A 13,431-nucleotide genomic window follows, 5' to 3' on the forward strand; every position below is an offset into this window, starting at 1 on the left:
GGCTCCTACTCCTGGCCCAGGAGTTTTAGCAAGGCGAGAAAGTCGGCCGCCGCCTCTGCCTGCTGCGGATGACGGCCTGCAATAATTTTAGCCTCTCCCGCCACCCATACGTCCTTAATTTGTGAGGCATTACCCGCAAATAACCAACGATTGAGCAATTGGCCGTCGTCTGCCGCGGCCAGATACGGGCAGTCTGGGTCCAGCACCAGCCAGTCCGCACGATAACCGGCCGCAAGTTGACCGATTGCTATCGCGCAGGCCTGTGCGCCACCGGCTAACGCCTGCGTATAAAGCAGGTCGCCCACCGAGGGTTGCTCGGCGGTAGTCAGACGATTGCGTCGCGTATCGCGCAGGCGCTGACCATATTCCAACCAGCGCAGTTCTTCGACTACGTTGAGAGAAACATGGCTGTCTGAACCTATACCCCACCTGCCGCCGAGGGCGAGGTAATCCACGCCTGGGAAGATGCCGTCGCCCAGATTGGCTTCGGTGGTTGGACAAAGACCCGCGACCGCCCCGCTCTGAGCCAGCTGTTTAAGCTCGGAGCCGTCGGGATGCGTGGCGTGGATAAGACACCAGCGTGCATCGACCTCAAGATGATTAAACAGCCAGGCAATAGGCCGCTGACCGCTCCACGCGAGGCAGTCGTTGACCTCTTTGATCTGTTCGGAGATATGAATATGCACCGGTAAATCACTGTCGCTGGCGGCCAGCACCAGCTGCATCTGCTCGAGCGACACCGCGCGCAGCGAATGGAAGCACAGCCCCTGATTCTGCGTGGCAAACCCGTTAATCTGTGAGGCAATAGTCTGCTGCTGACGAAGATAGCTGTCGGCGTCCTGAATGAAACGACGCTGGCCCGGCTGCGGCGGCTGAGCGCCAAACCCGGCATAGCTGTAGAGCACCGGCAGCAGGGTCAGCCCGATCCCCGCCTGCACGGCGGCGTGGCTGAGCGCGGCGGTCATCTCACCCGCATTGGCGTAGGGCTTGCCCTGCGGGTCATGATGCAAATAGTGGAATTCGGCGACCTGGGTATAGCCGCCCTTGAGCATTTCGATGTACAGCTGACGGGCGATGACGCCGACCTGTTCGGGCGTCAGGCGACCAACCATGCGATACATCAGCTCCCGCCAGGTCCAGAAGCTGTCCTGCGGATTGCCCGCCACCTCAGCGAGCCCGGCCATCACCCGCTGAAAGGCGTGAGAATGCAGATTCGGCATGCCAGGAATCACCGGCCCCGGCAAGACCCTCGCGTCATCGGCGCTGGAGTTTGGCAGCGCTTCAGTGATAAAACCGTCACTGCTGACCACGAGACGGACATCCCTGGCCCAGCCGTCAGGCAATAAGGCGCGGGAAGCGAAATATAAGGGCATGGCTGCCTTCCTGATTCAGTGTGTTAAAAACAGCAAAATAGAAATTTTAAGCAACTTTTGAGATTTTATTCATCAGCTTGTCTATACATATACATACGGCGCTGAGAACTGTAAACTCCAGACCTTGGATTTTTGAAGAAAATTTTAATAATAGTGAGGTAAGTGGCATGTCTGACCAATCGTTGTCGGAACAACAGGTGGTGTCACAGCAAATTCTGTCGCAGCTCTCTGCGGCGATTAGCGATACACCGGCACCGATTTATCAGCGCGTGAAGCAGGCGATTATCGGCCAGATTCGCACCGGTGTATGGCAACCTCATCAGCGCGTGCCGTCGGAGAGTGAACTGGTCAACGAACTTGGCGTCAGCCGCATGACCATCAACCGCGCACTGCGTGAGCTGACCAGCGAAGGGTTCCTGATCCGCATGCAAGGGGTGGGTACCTTCGTTGCCGAGGCCAAGGCCTACACGCCGATGCTTGAGGTGCACAACATTGCCGATGAAATCGCCGAGCGCGGCCACCGCCACAGCAGCAAAATTCTGATTTGTGAAGCTCGCGCGGCGGATGCCGAACAGGCGTTGCAGCTCGGCATTGCACGCGGCGACTCCCTGTTTTATTCACAGATCGTTCATTACGAGAATGACGTCCCGGTGCAGATTGAAGAACGCTGCGTGAATCCAAAAACCGCACCCGATTACTTACAGCACGTCTTCAACAACCGGCTGCCCTATGACTACCTGATGCAGGTTGCCCCGCTGACCTCCGGCGAGCATCGCGTGGAGGCGGTTAGCGCCAGCGCCGAGCAAAGCGGTCATTTGCAGCTCAAAGAGCACGAGCCTTGCCTGCTGATTCATCGTCGCACCTGGAGCGGTAATCAGGTGGTAACCTCGGCGAGACTGCTGTATCCCGGCTCGCGCTATCAGCTGTTTGGCCGCTTTACCAGCCACGGCTAAGCCATTGTGCACGGCGGCCAGTAGATTGAGAAATAAGAAAAAGCTATCGCTCTCCCGCTTGCCGCCCGGGATTTTATGCGTTAGCTTGCCTGTGGTTGTCTATACAAGATACGTTCAGTCAGGAGATTCTCATGGCGGCACCCTTGCATTCAGCGTCCCCTTTCGCGGCTAAAACCCCCTGCGACAGCCTGTGGTTTGGGGCGGATTTCGTCACCCTGCGCGACGGGCGCTACAACATCATCGAAAACGGCGCGCTTGCGGTTAAAGACGGCAAGATCCTGTGGATCGGCCCGCTCAGCGAATGCCCGGACTTTTCGGCCCCCCAGCGCACCGACTTTGGCGGCGGCATCGTGACCCCCGGTTTTATCGACTGTCATACCCATTTAGTCTTTGGCGGTGACCGTAGCGCCGAATTCGAACAGCGCCTCAACGGCGTTAGCTATGCCGAAATTGCCGCTCAGGGCGGCGGCATTCTTTCCACCGTCAACGCCACCCGCGATGCCAGCCACTCACAGTTGCTTGAGCAAGCCGAATTTCGCCTGCGTCCGCTGCTGGCGGAAGGCGTAACCTGCATTGAAATAAAATCCGGATATGGGTTAAGCGTTGAAAGCGAACTGAAAATGCTGCAAGCGATCCGCGAGTTGGGCGCGACGCAGGCGGTTGAGGTCAAATCAACCTGCTTAGCCGCTCACGCCGTGCCGCCAGAGTTCAAGGGGCGGGCCGATGATTATATTGACCTGATCTGCGATACCCTGCTGCCTCAGGTGGCACAGGAAAATCTTGCCGATGCGGTCGACGCTTTCTGCGAACATCTGGCCTTTTCACCCGCCCAGGTTGAGCGCGTGTTTAACGCCGCCGCATCGCTGGGACTGCCGGTCAAGCTGCACGCAGAACAGCTCTCATCCTTGCACGGCAGCACCCTCGCGGCGAAGCATCACGCGCTTTCCGCCGATCATCTGGAATACGCCACCGAGTCTGACGCTGAGGCGATGGCAGAAAGCGGCACCGTCGCGGTGTTGTTGCCGGGCGCCTATTACCTGCTGCGTGAAACCCAGTGTCCACCGGTTGAGCTGTTTCGTCGTCACGGTGTGCCGATGGCGCTGGCGAGTGACGCTAATCCCGGGACTTCGCCCGCACTGTCACTGCGCCTGATGCTCAATATGGCCTGTACGCTGTTTCGCATGACGCCGGAAGAAGCGCTGGCCGGTATCACCTGCCACGGGGCGAAGGCGCTAGGATTACAGGAAACGCACGGCACGCTGGAAAGCGGAAAGGTGGCCGATTTTGTACACTGGCCGCTCGCGCGTCCGGCTGAACTGGTTTATTGGCTGGGGGGGCAACTGCCCTGCACCGTGGTTTATCGAGGAGAAATTCGTTTATGAGTCTTGCCGATCCGTTTGAATTTATTCAGGGCAGCGCGCCGCTGCTGATCAGTATTCCCCACGCCGGGACCCATCTTACGCCTGAAGTCGCTAGCGGCCTGACCGACGCCGCGCTGCCGCTTTCCGATACCGACTGGCATATTCCGCAGCTCTACGATTTTGCCAAGGCGCTGGGCGCGAGCATGATCATCGGCCAATATTCGCGCTTTGTGATTGACCTCAATCGCCCGGCCGATGACAAACCGCTTTACACCACGGCCACCACCGGGCTGTATCCCGATACCCTGTTCGACGGTCGTGCGACCTTCAAAGAAGGCCAGCAGCCGAGCGACGAACAGCGTCAAGGTTATCTGAACGATATCTGGCAGCCCTACCATCAAAAGATCCAGCAGGAACTGGCCCGCCTCAAGCAACTGCACGGCTACGCCATGCTGTTTGACGCACACTCTATCGCCTCGGTTATCCCACGCCTGTTCGAGGGTAAACTGCCGGACCTGAACCTCGGCACCAACGGTGGGCTTAGCTGTGCATCGGGACTCAGCGACGTGGTAGAGGGCTGCTGCACCGCGCAGGATAAATTCACCCACGTGCTCAACGGCCGCTTTAAAGGCGGATACATCACCCGCGCCTACGGCCAGCCCAACCAGCACCTGCACGCCGTTCAGCTTGAGCTGGCGCAGTGTAACTATATGGAAGAGATTGAGCCGTACCCCTATGCGCCGCAAAAAGCCGAGCCCTTACAGGCAGTGTTAAAGCAGATGCTGGGCGGGATGCTGCATTGGGGTGAACAGGTTTATAAATAAGCCTGCTAAGCCTTGGCAATGACCACCACACTGCCAAAGTCGCTGGAGCTGCGGCCGTATAATCCCGATGAGTCACCGCAGGTCAGTGAGATTCGGGTCAATATGCGCGCCGCCGCTTCAGGGAGGCGGAAGGTTATTCATTAAATAACCGGTCATAGACGTGTTGCAAATGCAGCTGCATCGCCTTCTTGGCCGCTGTCGGGTCACGGGCCAGAATCGCATCGGTGATGGCCTGGTGGTCGGCGTTCATCTCCAGCGGAAAGTCAGTCTCGGCATAGTGTGCCTCCAGGCGGACAAAGCGCGCCGACTCACGCTTGTTCCACAGATATTCCATCATATCGCGCAGCACTTCATTGCCGGTCATCTCGCTAATCATCAGGTGAAAGCGTTTATCCTCCTGCAAGAAATCCTGATTGTTGATGTTCAACTGCGTCAGTTCACGGTTGATTTCAGCCAGCTTTTCGCGCTGATCGTCGGTGCCGTTCAAGGCGGCAAGCTCGGCGGTGGTACATTCATAAATCTGGCGAGCCTTCACCAGCGATTGCAGGCTGAATTCCTCTTCTGCCGGTGCGGTCGACTGCGTCGGCAGTGGATTATTGACGTAAACGCCATTCCCGGTGCGGATCTCCACCCAGCCGGTTATCTCAAGAGCAATCAGGGCCTCACGAATCGATGAACGGCTGACGCCCAACTGCTTCGCCAAATCACGCTCAGAAGGAATCATCTGCCCCGGCAAAAATTCACCGCCGTTGATATACCCGATCAGCAGATTGGAAATCTGACGGTAGAGCCTTTCCACTTTTAGCGTTGGTAATTCCATTTTATTCCTCGAATTTGATTCTGCTATCGCGCTGATTTATCAGGCTCTGATACCGATACCGCGCCAATATGACTGCGTCTATCATAGCGCCTAAGCCCCCGACTCGTCGCGCACTGCCCCATTTATTGGATGATCAATATTGCAGCAAGGATCACATTAATTTACTTCAGACTGCTGAATTATACACAGGCCTGATGGCCTGACCAGCAGACGATTGGGCCACAAGATTATTATTACTGACCGACCCTACGATAAAAAACATAAGTAAGGACAGGCTATGCAAACCTCTTCTCTGGACAGCGTGCTGCCGGAAACACTCGCCAGATCGAATAAAATAAAGCGCATTCAGACCCTTTCCCTCACCCTGCTGTTCATGGCAGGGATCGTTAATTTTCTCGATCGCGGGTCACTGTCGATTGCCAATCAGGCCATCCGCGGTGATTTAGGACTTTCAGCCACCGAGTTTGGCTTCCTGCTGTCGGCGTTTTCACTCTCCTACGGCATCTCACAACTGCCCAGCGGCATTCTGCTCGACCGTTTTGGCCCACGCGTGGTGCTTGGCGGCGGCCTGCTGTTCTGGTCGGTGATGCAGGCCCTGGCGGGCAGCGTTAACAGCTTCAGCCATTTTATTATGCTGCGTATCGGGCTTGGCATCGGCGAAGCGCCGTTTATGCCGAGCGGCGTCAAGGTGGTGAACGACTGGTTTAACGTCAAAAACCGCGGCCTGCCGATGGGCATTTTCAACTCCTCGACCACGCTCGGTCAGGCGTTCGCGCCGCCAATTTTGGTCGCCCTGATGCTGGCGTTCGGCTGGCGGATGATGTTCGTTATCATCGGCGTGGCGGGCATCGCTATCGCGCTCTGCTGGTACGCCTGGTACCGCAATCGAGATCAAATCAGCCTTAGCGCCGAGGACACCGCCTATCTCGACAGCGGCAGCAAACCGCTGGTCCAAACCCGCCTTAGCCTGCGTGAATGGGGTTCATTATTTAAACGTCGCAGCGTCTGGGGGATGATTTTAGGCTTCAGCGGCGTTAACTACACCGGCTGGCTCTATCTGGCCTGGTTGCCCGGCTATTTGCAGGCCGAGCGCGGTCTGAGTCTGGCTAACACCGGCTGGGTTGCGGCCATTCCCTTCCTGTTTGGCTCGCTTGGCATGCTGGTTAATGGTGTGGTGGCAGACAAACTGGCCAATAAAGGTTACTCGCTGTTAAGAAGCCGAAAGGCGCTGATTTGCTTTGGCCTGGTGTGTTCGGCGGCCTGCACTCTGCTGGTTATCCAGTCTTCGAGCACTGCCGAAGCCGTCGCCTTTATCAGCCTCGCGCTGTTCTTTATCCACTTTGCTGGCACCTCTGCGTGGGGGCTGGTACAGATTATCGCACCTTCGCGCATGGTGGCTTCAGTCAGCAGTATTCAGAACTTTGGCAGCTTTATCTTTGCCTCTTTTGCGCCGATTGTGACCGGTTGGGTGCTCGACACCACCGGCTCGTTTAACTGGGCGTTAGTGGTGTGCTCATGCGTCACCTTTGCCGGTGCGCTGTCCTATTTCTTTATCGTTAAAAACCCAATTGAATCGGCTGCAACAGCCTGACCCATTTGCCGCCACCGCTCGGCGGCGCTGATGAAATACAAGGAGTAAAACATGGAGCAAACATGGCGCTGGTATGGCCCAAAAGACCTGGTTTCGTTGGATGACGTGCGTCAGGCTGGCGCAACCGGCGTGGTCACCGCCCTGCACCACATTCCTAACGGTGAGGTGTGGCCGATTGAGGAAATCAAACAGCGTCAGGCGGAACTGGCCGAGAAAGGCCTGGTTTGGTCGGTGGTCGAAAGTATTCCGGTTCACGAAGAGATTAAAACCCGCAGCGGACAGTGCGAACAGCATATTGCCAACTACCAACAGTCGATGCGCAACCTCGCGGCCTGCGGCATCGATACTATTTGCTATAACTTCATGCCGGTGCTCGACTGGACCCGCACCGACCTCGGGTATCTGTTGCCAGACGGCTCGCGCGCACTGCGCTTTGACCAGACGGCCTTTGCGGCCTTCGAGCTGCATATTCTGCAACGTGAAGGGGCTAAAAAAGATTACTCCTCCCTCGAACAGCAGCAGGCGGCAGAGTATTTTGCGGCGATGTCCGAGCAGGAAAAAGACACGTTAACCGCCAATATTATTGCCGGCCTGCCGGGTGCCGAAGAAGGCTACACCCTGGAGCAGTTCCGCGCACGTCTGGCGACTTACGACGGCATCGACAAGGCGGGCCTGCGTGACAACATGGCGCACTTCCTGCGTGCCATCGTGCCGGTTGCCGAGCAGTACGGCCTGCGCCTTGCCGTTCACCCGGACGATCCCCCGCGTCCGATCCTCGGCCTGCCGCGCATCGTCTCCACCCTCGAAGATATGCAGTGGCTGAAAGACACCGTCGACAGCGTGCACAACGGCTTCACTTTCTGTACCGGTTCATACGGCGTCCGTGAGGATAACGACCTGGTGAAGATGTTTACTGCCTTCGCCGACCGCGTTCACTTTATTCACCTGCGTGCCACCACGCGCGAGGCGACGCCGGGCAGTTTCCACGAGGCCGACCATCTGGACGGTGATGTGGATATGGTGGCGGTTATTAAAGCGATACTGACCGAAGAGCAGCGCCGCCAACGCACTCAGGATCTACGCCCTATTCCGATGCGCCCCGATCACGGTCATCAGATGCTGGATGACCTGAAAAAGAAAACTAACCCGGGCTATTCAGCCATTGGCCGACTGCGCGGGCTGGCCGAACTTCGAGGCGTTGAACGCGCACTGAAGCAGACGCTTTTTTCTTGATAGCCGCTGAGTTGAATATTTAGCCCTGCCCACGCTTTCCCCGTCACGACAAAGGGGAAAGCGGGGGTGAATCTGCCACAAAAAATTCCCGCCCTCTACTGCTCCCCCCTTTACTGCTCCCGCCCAAGATTCTGCTCTCGCCATTTGGCCGGCGATACGCCATGAACCTGCTTGAACGCCTTGGAAAAGTGAAGCTGGTTTTCATAACCTACCGATATTCCCACCACCTTGATGGCGGTATGTTGATTGCACAACAGGCTGACCGCGATGCTCATACGGAAATTAAGCAAATATTCCTTGGGGCCGATGCCGTATTGGCTTTTAAACAGGCGGCAGAGATAGCTGCGGTTGATATTGCAATAAGCCGACAGGCTCTCGATGGTCAGGTTTTCATGGTAACGGTTTTCAATCTGTTTGATGGCCTTACGCAGGTGCTGCGCTTTGTCGTTATGCTGCTCTGCCATACCCTGCTGCGTATTGCCAATCAGTGCAGAAAAGAACAGGTAACACAGGCCCAGCACCTTGAGGCGATGCCCATCCCCGTCGGCAATGATCTGCCGCAGGCAGCGCTCGGCGTCAGCGCCTTGTTCAGGCCGATTGGGCCGATAAACGGGAAACTGTCGACTCAGCCCGCACTCCGCAAAAATCTTGCTGGCCACCAGCCCATCGACCTCAAGCCACATGTAGTGCCAGGGGCGACGTTCATCGGCACAGTAGGTGGTCACGTCGTGCGGGTGAATCAAAAACCCTTCTCCCGCCGCAACGCTAAAGGATCCGTATTCACTGTGCAGAACGCCGACACCACTTATCACATAATGAAATAGATAGTGCTGACGCACAGCGGGTCCAAATCGGTGTCCCTTATCGCAATCTTCCTCTCCGTACTGATAGAGATTCAACTCGATATTGTCTGTGCGATTCAGCGTAAAGGTCTTATGCATCAGTGGACGTCCGTGATTTTCTTGCCTGTTCTAGCAGTGTAGTCGAGGCAAATTATGGCGTCCGTCATCAAATCAAGATCTCGCTCACATTATTCGAGGTGAGTCATTTTTCACCATAACAAGGTCACATTCATCCATATCTCGCGCCGCCATTGCAGCGTAGTTTCAGCAAATCGAAAACAGCAGCAGTGGAGAGATTAAATGATAAAAGTCACTTTCATGGGCGCGGGCAGCACCATCTTCGCCAAAAACGTGTTGGGCGATATTATGGCGACCCCGGCATTAAAAGAGGTGGATATTGCGTTATATGATATTGACGGTGCGCGCCTCAGCGAATCGTTGGCCATGTTGAACAATATCAACCGTAATACCAACGCCGGACGGGCGAAAATCACCCCCTACCTCGGCGTAGAGAATCGCCTCGCGGCACTCAAGAATGCCGACTACGTGGTGAATGCCATTCAGGTCGGTGGCTATGACCCTTGCACCATCACCGATTTCGCCATCGCCAAAAAATACGGCCTACAGCAAACCATCGCCGATACCTTGGGAATTGGCGGTATCTTCCGTGCCCTGCGCACGCTGCCGGTGATGTTTGATTTTGCACGGGATATCGAGGCGGTATGCCCTGACGCCTGGCTGCTGAACTATACCAATCCCATGGCGTCTTTGACCGGTGCCATGCTGCGTCATACCGGCGTGAAAACCGTCGGGCTATGCCACAGCGTTCAGGTCTGCGCGCAAACGCTGTTACAAAGCGTGGGGATGCCGACCGATGGCGTACAGTTCCATATCGCAGGCATTAACCATATGGCATGGCTGCTGGATATTCGCCGCCACGGTGAGGACCTTTACCCAGAGATCAAGCGTCGAGCCAACGCCTTAGAGGGCAAGCACGATGACATGGTGCGCCACGAAATCATGAAGACCTTTGGCTACTATGTCACTGAATCCTCAGAACATAACGCTGAATACATGCCCTACTGGATTAAGCGTCACTATCCACAACTCATTGAGCGCTTCAATATTCCGCTCGATGAATATCCTCGCCGCTGCATTGAGCAGATTGAAAAGTGGCAGCAGCAGAAACTGGCGCTAACCCACGATGCCAACCTGACGCACCAGCGCAGCCATGAATATGCCTCTTACATCATTGAGGCCATTGAAACCGACAAACCTTATAAGATTGGCGGTAACGTGCTGAATACCGGCCTGATAACCAACCTGCCCGCCGAGGCCTGTGTCGAGGTCCCTTGCCTGGTAGACGGTCAGGGAGTCAGCCCTTGCTACGTCGGTAATTTGCCGGAGCAGCTCGCCGCGCTAAACCGCACCAATATCAATACCCAGTTACTGACCATTGAAGCAGCGGTCAGCCGCAAACGTGAGGCTATTTACCACGCGGCGCTGCTCGACCCGCATACCTCTGCCGAGCTGTCTATCGATGACATTCGTAAGCTTTGCGACGAGCTTATCGACGCGCACGGCACATGGCTCCCTGCCTATCATTAATCATTAAATCAAGCTGTTACTGCATCAAAACCCATAAGGCGCAGGCCCGTTCTGCGCCGTCAAAAATGGACGGTGGACCATGTTCTATTTAAAAAACAAAAATTTTTGGATCTTCGGTGCCTTCTGTTTTTTCTATTTCTTTATCATTGGCGCGGTGATGCCTTTCTTCCCCATTTGGCTGCATGACGTCAATCATCTCGACCAGCGACAAACCGGCGTAGTCTTCGCCAGCATGGCACTGTTTGCCCTGATATTTCAGCCGGTATTTGGCTTCGTCACTGACAAGTTTGGACTGAAGAAACATCTGCTTTGGATGATTATCTTTCTGCTGCTGTTTCTGGCCCCGCTGTTTATCTATGTGTTCTCGCCGTTACTGCAAAGCAACTTCTTTTTAGGCGCGTTGCTGTGCGGGATTTATCTGGGCGTGGTGTGCAGCGGTGGGTCACCGGCCATTGAAGCCTACATCGAAAAAGTCAGCCGCCGCAGCCAGTTTGAGTATGGTCGCGCTCGTCTGTTTGGCTGCATTGGCTGGGCCATCTGCGCCTCTATCGTCGGCTATATGTTCACCATCAACAATCAGTTTGCTTTTTGGCTGGCATCAAGCTTTGCGCTCGCCATGGCGGGCTTGCTCTATCTTTTCAAACCGGAAAAAGGCAATACGCTAAAAGTGGCGGACGGGCTGGCGTTGAACCATAACCCGGTGCAGCTAAAAACGGCGCTTGGCCTGCTGAAAATGCGCAAATTTTGGTATCTGGTGATGTATATCGTTGGCGTTGCCTGCGTGTACGACGTCTACGATCAGCAGTTCGCCAACTTCTTTACCTCTTTCTTCCGCGACAGGCACGCCGGTACCCAGGCGTTTGGATATGTGACCACGCTAGGCGAGTTTCTCAATGCTTTCATCATGTTCTTTGCGCCGCTTATCATCAATCGCATTGGCGGCAAGAATGCGCTGCTGATTGCCGGACTGATTATGTCGGTGCGGATTATAGGCTCGTCGCAGGCGGAGTCGGTTACGGCGGTGATTTTACTCAAGACGCTGCATATGTTTGAAGTGCCGTTCCTGCTGGTGGGCATTTTCAAATACATCACCACCCAATTTAACGTCAATCTTTCCGCCTCCATTTATCTGTGGGGTTACTGCTTCTTCAAGCAGCTATCGGCGATAGGTATGTCTTATGCGGCAGGTCTGATGTACGTCAACTATGGTTTCAAAACTTCTTATCTGATGCTGGGATGCATTGCGCTGCTGTTCACCCTCATTTCGGCCTTTGTTCTGAGCGGTAAAGCGGCGATTGTCGAGGAAGAAGGCCTGCACGCGCCTGCTCCGCGGCCTGCTGCGCAATGAACCCCTGGCCCACTCACCCCTTGAGGAGACGCTCTTGCAGGAAACGATGAGGTTGCGCAGAACTGACGGGCGGGGTTGTTCTGCGCGGCCCCTTTAACAGGGCTTCAACCTTAATTTATTGAATATAATAAACTTAAATTACTCACCCCAGGTTCTTTCGAGCACGCTAATCCAATTTTTATGGCAGATTTTCTCCAGCAGCGAAGTGTTATATCCCGCCTTGCGCAGCGCGGCTTCGAACTTGCGCAGGCCGCGCACATCGACCATGTCCGGTGTCAGTGTTACGCCGTCGAAGTCTGAGCCAAAGCCCACTTTGTCTTCACCGAGTTTCTCGACCAGGTAATCGACGTGGCGCACCATATCGAGCACCGAGGCGTCCGGGGATTTTTGCCCGTCTTCGCGCAGGAATGACATGCCAAAGTTCACGCCGACAAAGCCGCCGCTCTCTTTAATCGCCTCGAGCTGTTTGTCGGTCAGATTGCGTGACTGAGCGCTGAGTGCATGGGCATTAGAGTGGCTGGCCACCAGCGGTGCGTCGCTGTGTTTTGCCACCTGCCAGAAACCTTTTTCATCCAGATGCGACAGGTCAACCATGATGCGTTTCTGATTACAGGCCTTGACCAGCTTAATCCCCAGCTCGGTGAGTCCCGGTCCGAGGTCTGGCGATGACGGAAATTTGAACGGCACGCCGTGCCCAAAGATGTTCGGACGGCTCCAGACTGGGCCAATCGAACGCAGCCCCATCGCGTAGAACACGTCCAGCAGATAGAGGTCAGGGTCAATCGCCTCGGCGCCTTCAATATGCATAACCACAGCTAATGATTGATTTTGTATCGACTCACGGATTTCTTTCGCGCTGCGGCAAATTTTTACCGCGCCCGCGGAGGCTTTTTCGATACGCAGCAAAAACGCCATCATGCCAATTGTGACGTCACGCGCAGAATTGAAATCTGGCGTCGGAGAAAAATCGGGATGCTTATTAGTACCTTCCAACAGGAAACGAGTATCAATTCCTGAACCCGGCACGATACTTGCTTCTTCCGTTAAGTCAGGCAGCTTCGGTGAGGGAACATAGGCCGCGAACAGGCCTCCGGCAAAGCCTGCCTCACGGCAGCGTGCCAGGTCCATTTGCCCGCAGGCGGGACCTTCCAGAAACGCGTGTTGCGGATTTTGGCGATGATTTAACCAAAGTTGCAGTAAAACGTCGTTATGTCCGTCAAATACCGGTACCGGGCCTTCAGTTGCGCTGACTATGTTATTCATAAAAAAGGTCTACCCTTGGTTAAGCACGACAGGAATGATTCAGCCTCGCTCTTAAAAGGTGCAATTCATTTCTGAATCGCACCACGCATGAGCAAAATTTCACATTACATTTTCTTGTGAAAACGGCGCATCGTGGCGCGGCTGCGATGCCGTCCATTAGAGACAAAGCGCAGCGGACAAGTCAAGGGCAGGACCTAATAAAATTAAATTTTAAG

General features: G+C 55.3%; 11 protein-coding genes. 7 read left to right on the forward strand and 4 right to left on the reverse strand.

The window, feature by feature from the left end; all coding sequences use genetic code 11:
* Positions 1 to 5 precede the first annotated feature (5 nt).
* The gene (locus tag BS640_RS13000; RefSeq protein WP_084912703.1) at positions 6 to 1,373 is read right to left on the reverse strand and encodes a formimidoylglutamate deiminase; all 1,368 of its coding nucleotides are present in this window, start codon (positions 1,371 to 1,373) and stop codon (positions 6 to 8) included.
* Between the two features lie 167 nt (positions 1,374 to 1,540).
* On the opposite strand from BS640_RS13000, the gene hutC reads away from it, so the two are divergent.
* The 3 genes from hutC to hutG all read left to right on the forward strand — a co-directional run bounded on the left by hutC (position 1,541) and on the right by hutG (position 4,511).
* A complete protein-coding gene (gene hutC, locus BS640_RS13005) occupies positions 1,541 to 2,326 on the forward strand; it encodes a histidine utilization repressor (protein WP_017491175.1) in 786 nt (261 codons plus the stop codon).
* 131 nt (positions 2,327 to 2,457) lie between these two features.
* Complete coding sequence (gene hutI, locus BS640_RS13010) at positions 2,458 to 3,708, forward strand: imidazolonepropionase (protein WP_084912704.1); 1,251 nt, start codon at positions 2,458 to 2,460, stop codon at positions 3,706 to 3,708.
* Entirely contained in the window at positions 3,705 to 4,511 is an 807-nt protein-coding gene (hutG, locus tag BS640_RS13015) for an N-formylglutamate deformylase (protein ID WP_084912705.1), read from the forward strand. The genes hutI and hutG overlap by 4 nt, the downstream gene beginning before the upstream one ends.
* 133 nt (positions 4,512 to 4,644) lie before the next feature.
* Here the strand turns inward: hutG and BS640_RS13020 are convergent, their stop codons facing one another.
* Positions 4,645 to 5,331, reverse strand: coding sequence for a FadR/GntR family transcriptional regulator (locus BS640_RS13020; RefSeq protein WP_084912706.1), 687 nt, complete (start codon positions 5,329 to 5,331; stop codon positions 4,645 to 4,647).
* Positions 5,332 to 5,608: 277 nt separating this feature from the next.
* Between BS640_RS13020 and BS640_RS13025 the strand changes: the two genes are divergently transcribed.
* Both BS640_RS13025 and uxuA read left to right on the forward strand, forming a co-directional pair.
* On the forward strand, positions 5,609 to 6,922 hold the full coding sequence (locus tag BS640_RS13025) for an MFS transporter (protein WP_084912707.1): 1,314 nt from the start codon (positions 5,609 to 5,611) through the stop codon (positions 6,920 to 6,922).
* 51 nt (positions 6,923 to 6,973) lie between these two features.
* On the forward strand, positions 6,974 to 8,155 hold the full coding sequence (gene uxuA, locus BS640_RS13030; RefSeq protein WP_084912708.1) for a mannonate dehydratase: 1,182 nt from the start codon (positions 6,974 to 6,976) through the stop codon (positions 8,153 to 8,155).
* Positions 8,156 to 8,265: 110 nt separating this feature from the next.
* Here uxuA and BS640_RS13035 read toward each other — a convergent pair whose 3' ends face one another.
* Positions 8,266 to 9,096, reverse strand: a complete 831-nt coding sequence (locus BS640_RS13035; RefSeq protein ID WP_017491181.1) for an AraC family transcriptional regulator — start codon at positions 9,094 to 9,096, stop codon at positions 8,266 to 8,268.
* Between the two features lie 201 nt (positions 9,097 to 9,297).
* Here BS640_RS13035 and melA point away from each other — a divergent pair, with 201 nt between their 5' ends.
* Together melA and BS640_RS13045 are read left to right on the forward strand one after the other, a co-directional pair.
* Positions 9,298 to 10,605 (forward strand): alpha-glucosidase/alpha-galactosidase, encoded by a 1,308-nt coding sequence (gene melA, locus BS640_RS13040; RefSeq protein WP_017491182.1) that lies wholly within the window; start codon positions 9,298 to 9,300, stop codon positions 10,603 to 10,605.
* A gap of 79 nt (positions 10,606 to 10,684) precedes the next feature.
* Entirely contained in the window at positions 10,685 to 11,953 is a 1,269-nt protein-coding gene (locus BS640_RS13045) for an MFS transporter (protein ID WP_084912709.1), read from the forward strand.
* Between the two features lie 138 nt (positions 11,954 to 12,091).
* Here the strand turns inward: BS640_RS13045 and BS640_RS13050 are convergent, their stop codons facing one another.
* Positions 12,092 to 13,216 (reverse strand): dipeptidase, encoded by a 1,125-nt coding sequence (locus BS640_RS13050; protein WP_084912710.1) that lies wholly within the window; start codon positions 13,214 to 13,216, stop codon positions 12,092 to 12,094.
* Positions 13,217 to 13,431 lie beyond the last annotated feature (215 nt).

This window comes from Rouxiella badensis, from assembly GCF_002093665.1.
Lineage (GTDB): Bacteria > Pseudomonadota > Gammaproteobacteria > Enterobacterales > Enterobacteriaceae > Rouxiella > Rouxiella badensis.

Bases quoted from the DNA above. Each gene is read 5' to 3' on its own strand.
- BS640_RS13000 (WP_084912703.1), bottom strand. From the start codon at position 1,373: ATGCCCTTATATTTCGCTTCCCGCGCCTTATTGCCTGACGGCTGGGCC.
- hutC (WP_017491175.1), top strand. From the start codon at position 1,541: ATGTCTGACCAATCGTTGTCGGAACAACAGGTGGTGTCACAGCAAATT.
- hutI (WP_084912704.1), top strand. From the start codon at position 2,458: ATGGCGGCACCCTTGCATTCAGCGTCCCCTTTCGCGGCTAAAACCCCC.
- hutG (WP_084912705.1), top strand. From the start codon at position 3,705: ATGAGTCTTGCCGATCCGTTTGAATTTATTCAGGGCAGCGCGCCGCTG.
- BS640_RS13020 (WP_084912706.1), bottom strand. From the start codon at position 5,331: ATGGAATTACCAACGCTAAAAGTGGAAAGGCTCTACCGTCAGATTTCC.
- BS640_RS13025 (WP_084912707.1), top strand. From the start codon at position 5,609: ATGCAAACCTCTTCTCTGGACAGCGTGCTGCCGGAAACACTCGCCAGA.
- uxuA (WP_084912708.1), top strand. From the start codon at position 6,974: ATGGAGCAAACATGGCGCTGGTATGGCCCAAAAGACCTGGTTTCGTTG.
- BS640_RS13035 (WP_017491181.1), bottom strand. From the start codon at position 9,096: ATGCATAAGACCTTTACGCTGAATCGCACAGACAATATCGAGTTGAAT.
- melA (WP_017491182.1), top strand. From the start codon at position 9,298: ATGATAAAAGTCACTTTCATGGGCGCGGGCAGCACCATCTTCGCCAAA.
- BS640_RS13045 (WP_084912709.1), top strand. From the start codon at position 10,685: ATGTTCTATTTAAAAAACAAAAATTTTTGGATCTTCGGTGCCTTCTGT.
- BS640_RS13050 (WP_084912710.1), bottom strand. From the start codon at position 13,216: ATGAATAACATAGTCAGCGCAACTGAAGGCCCGGTACCGGTATTTGAC.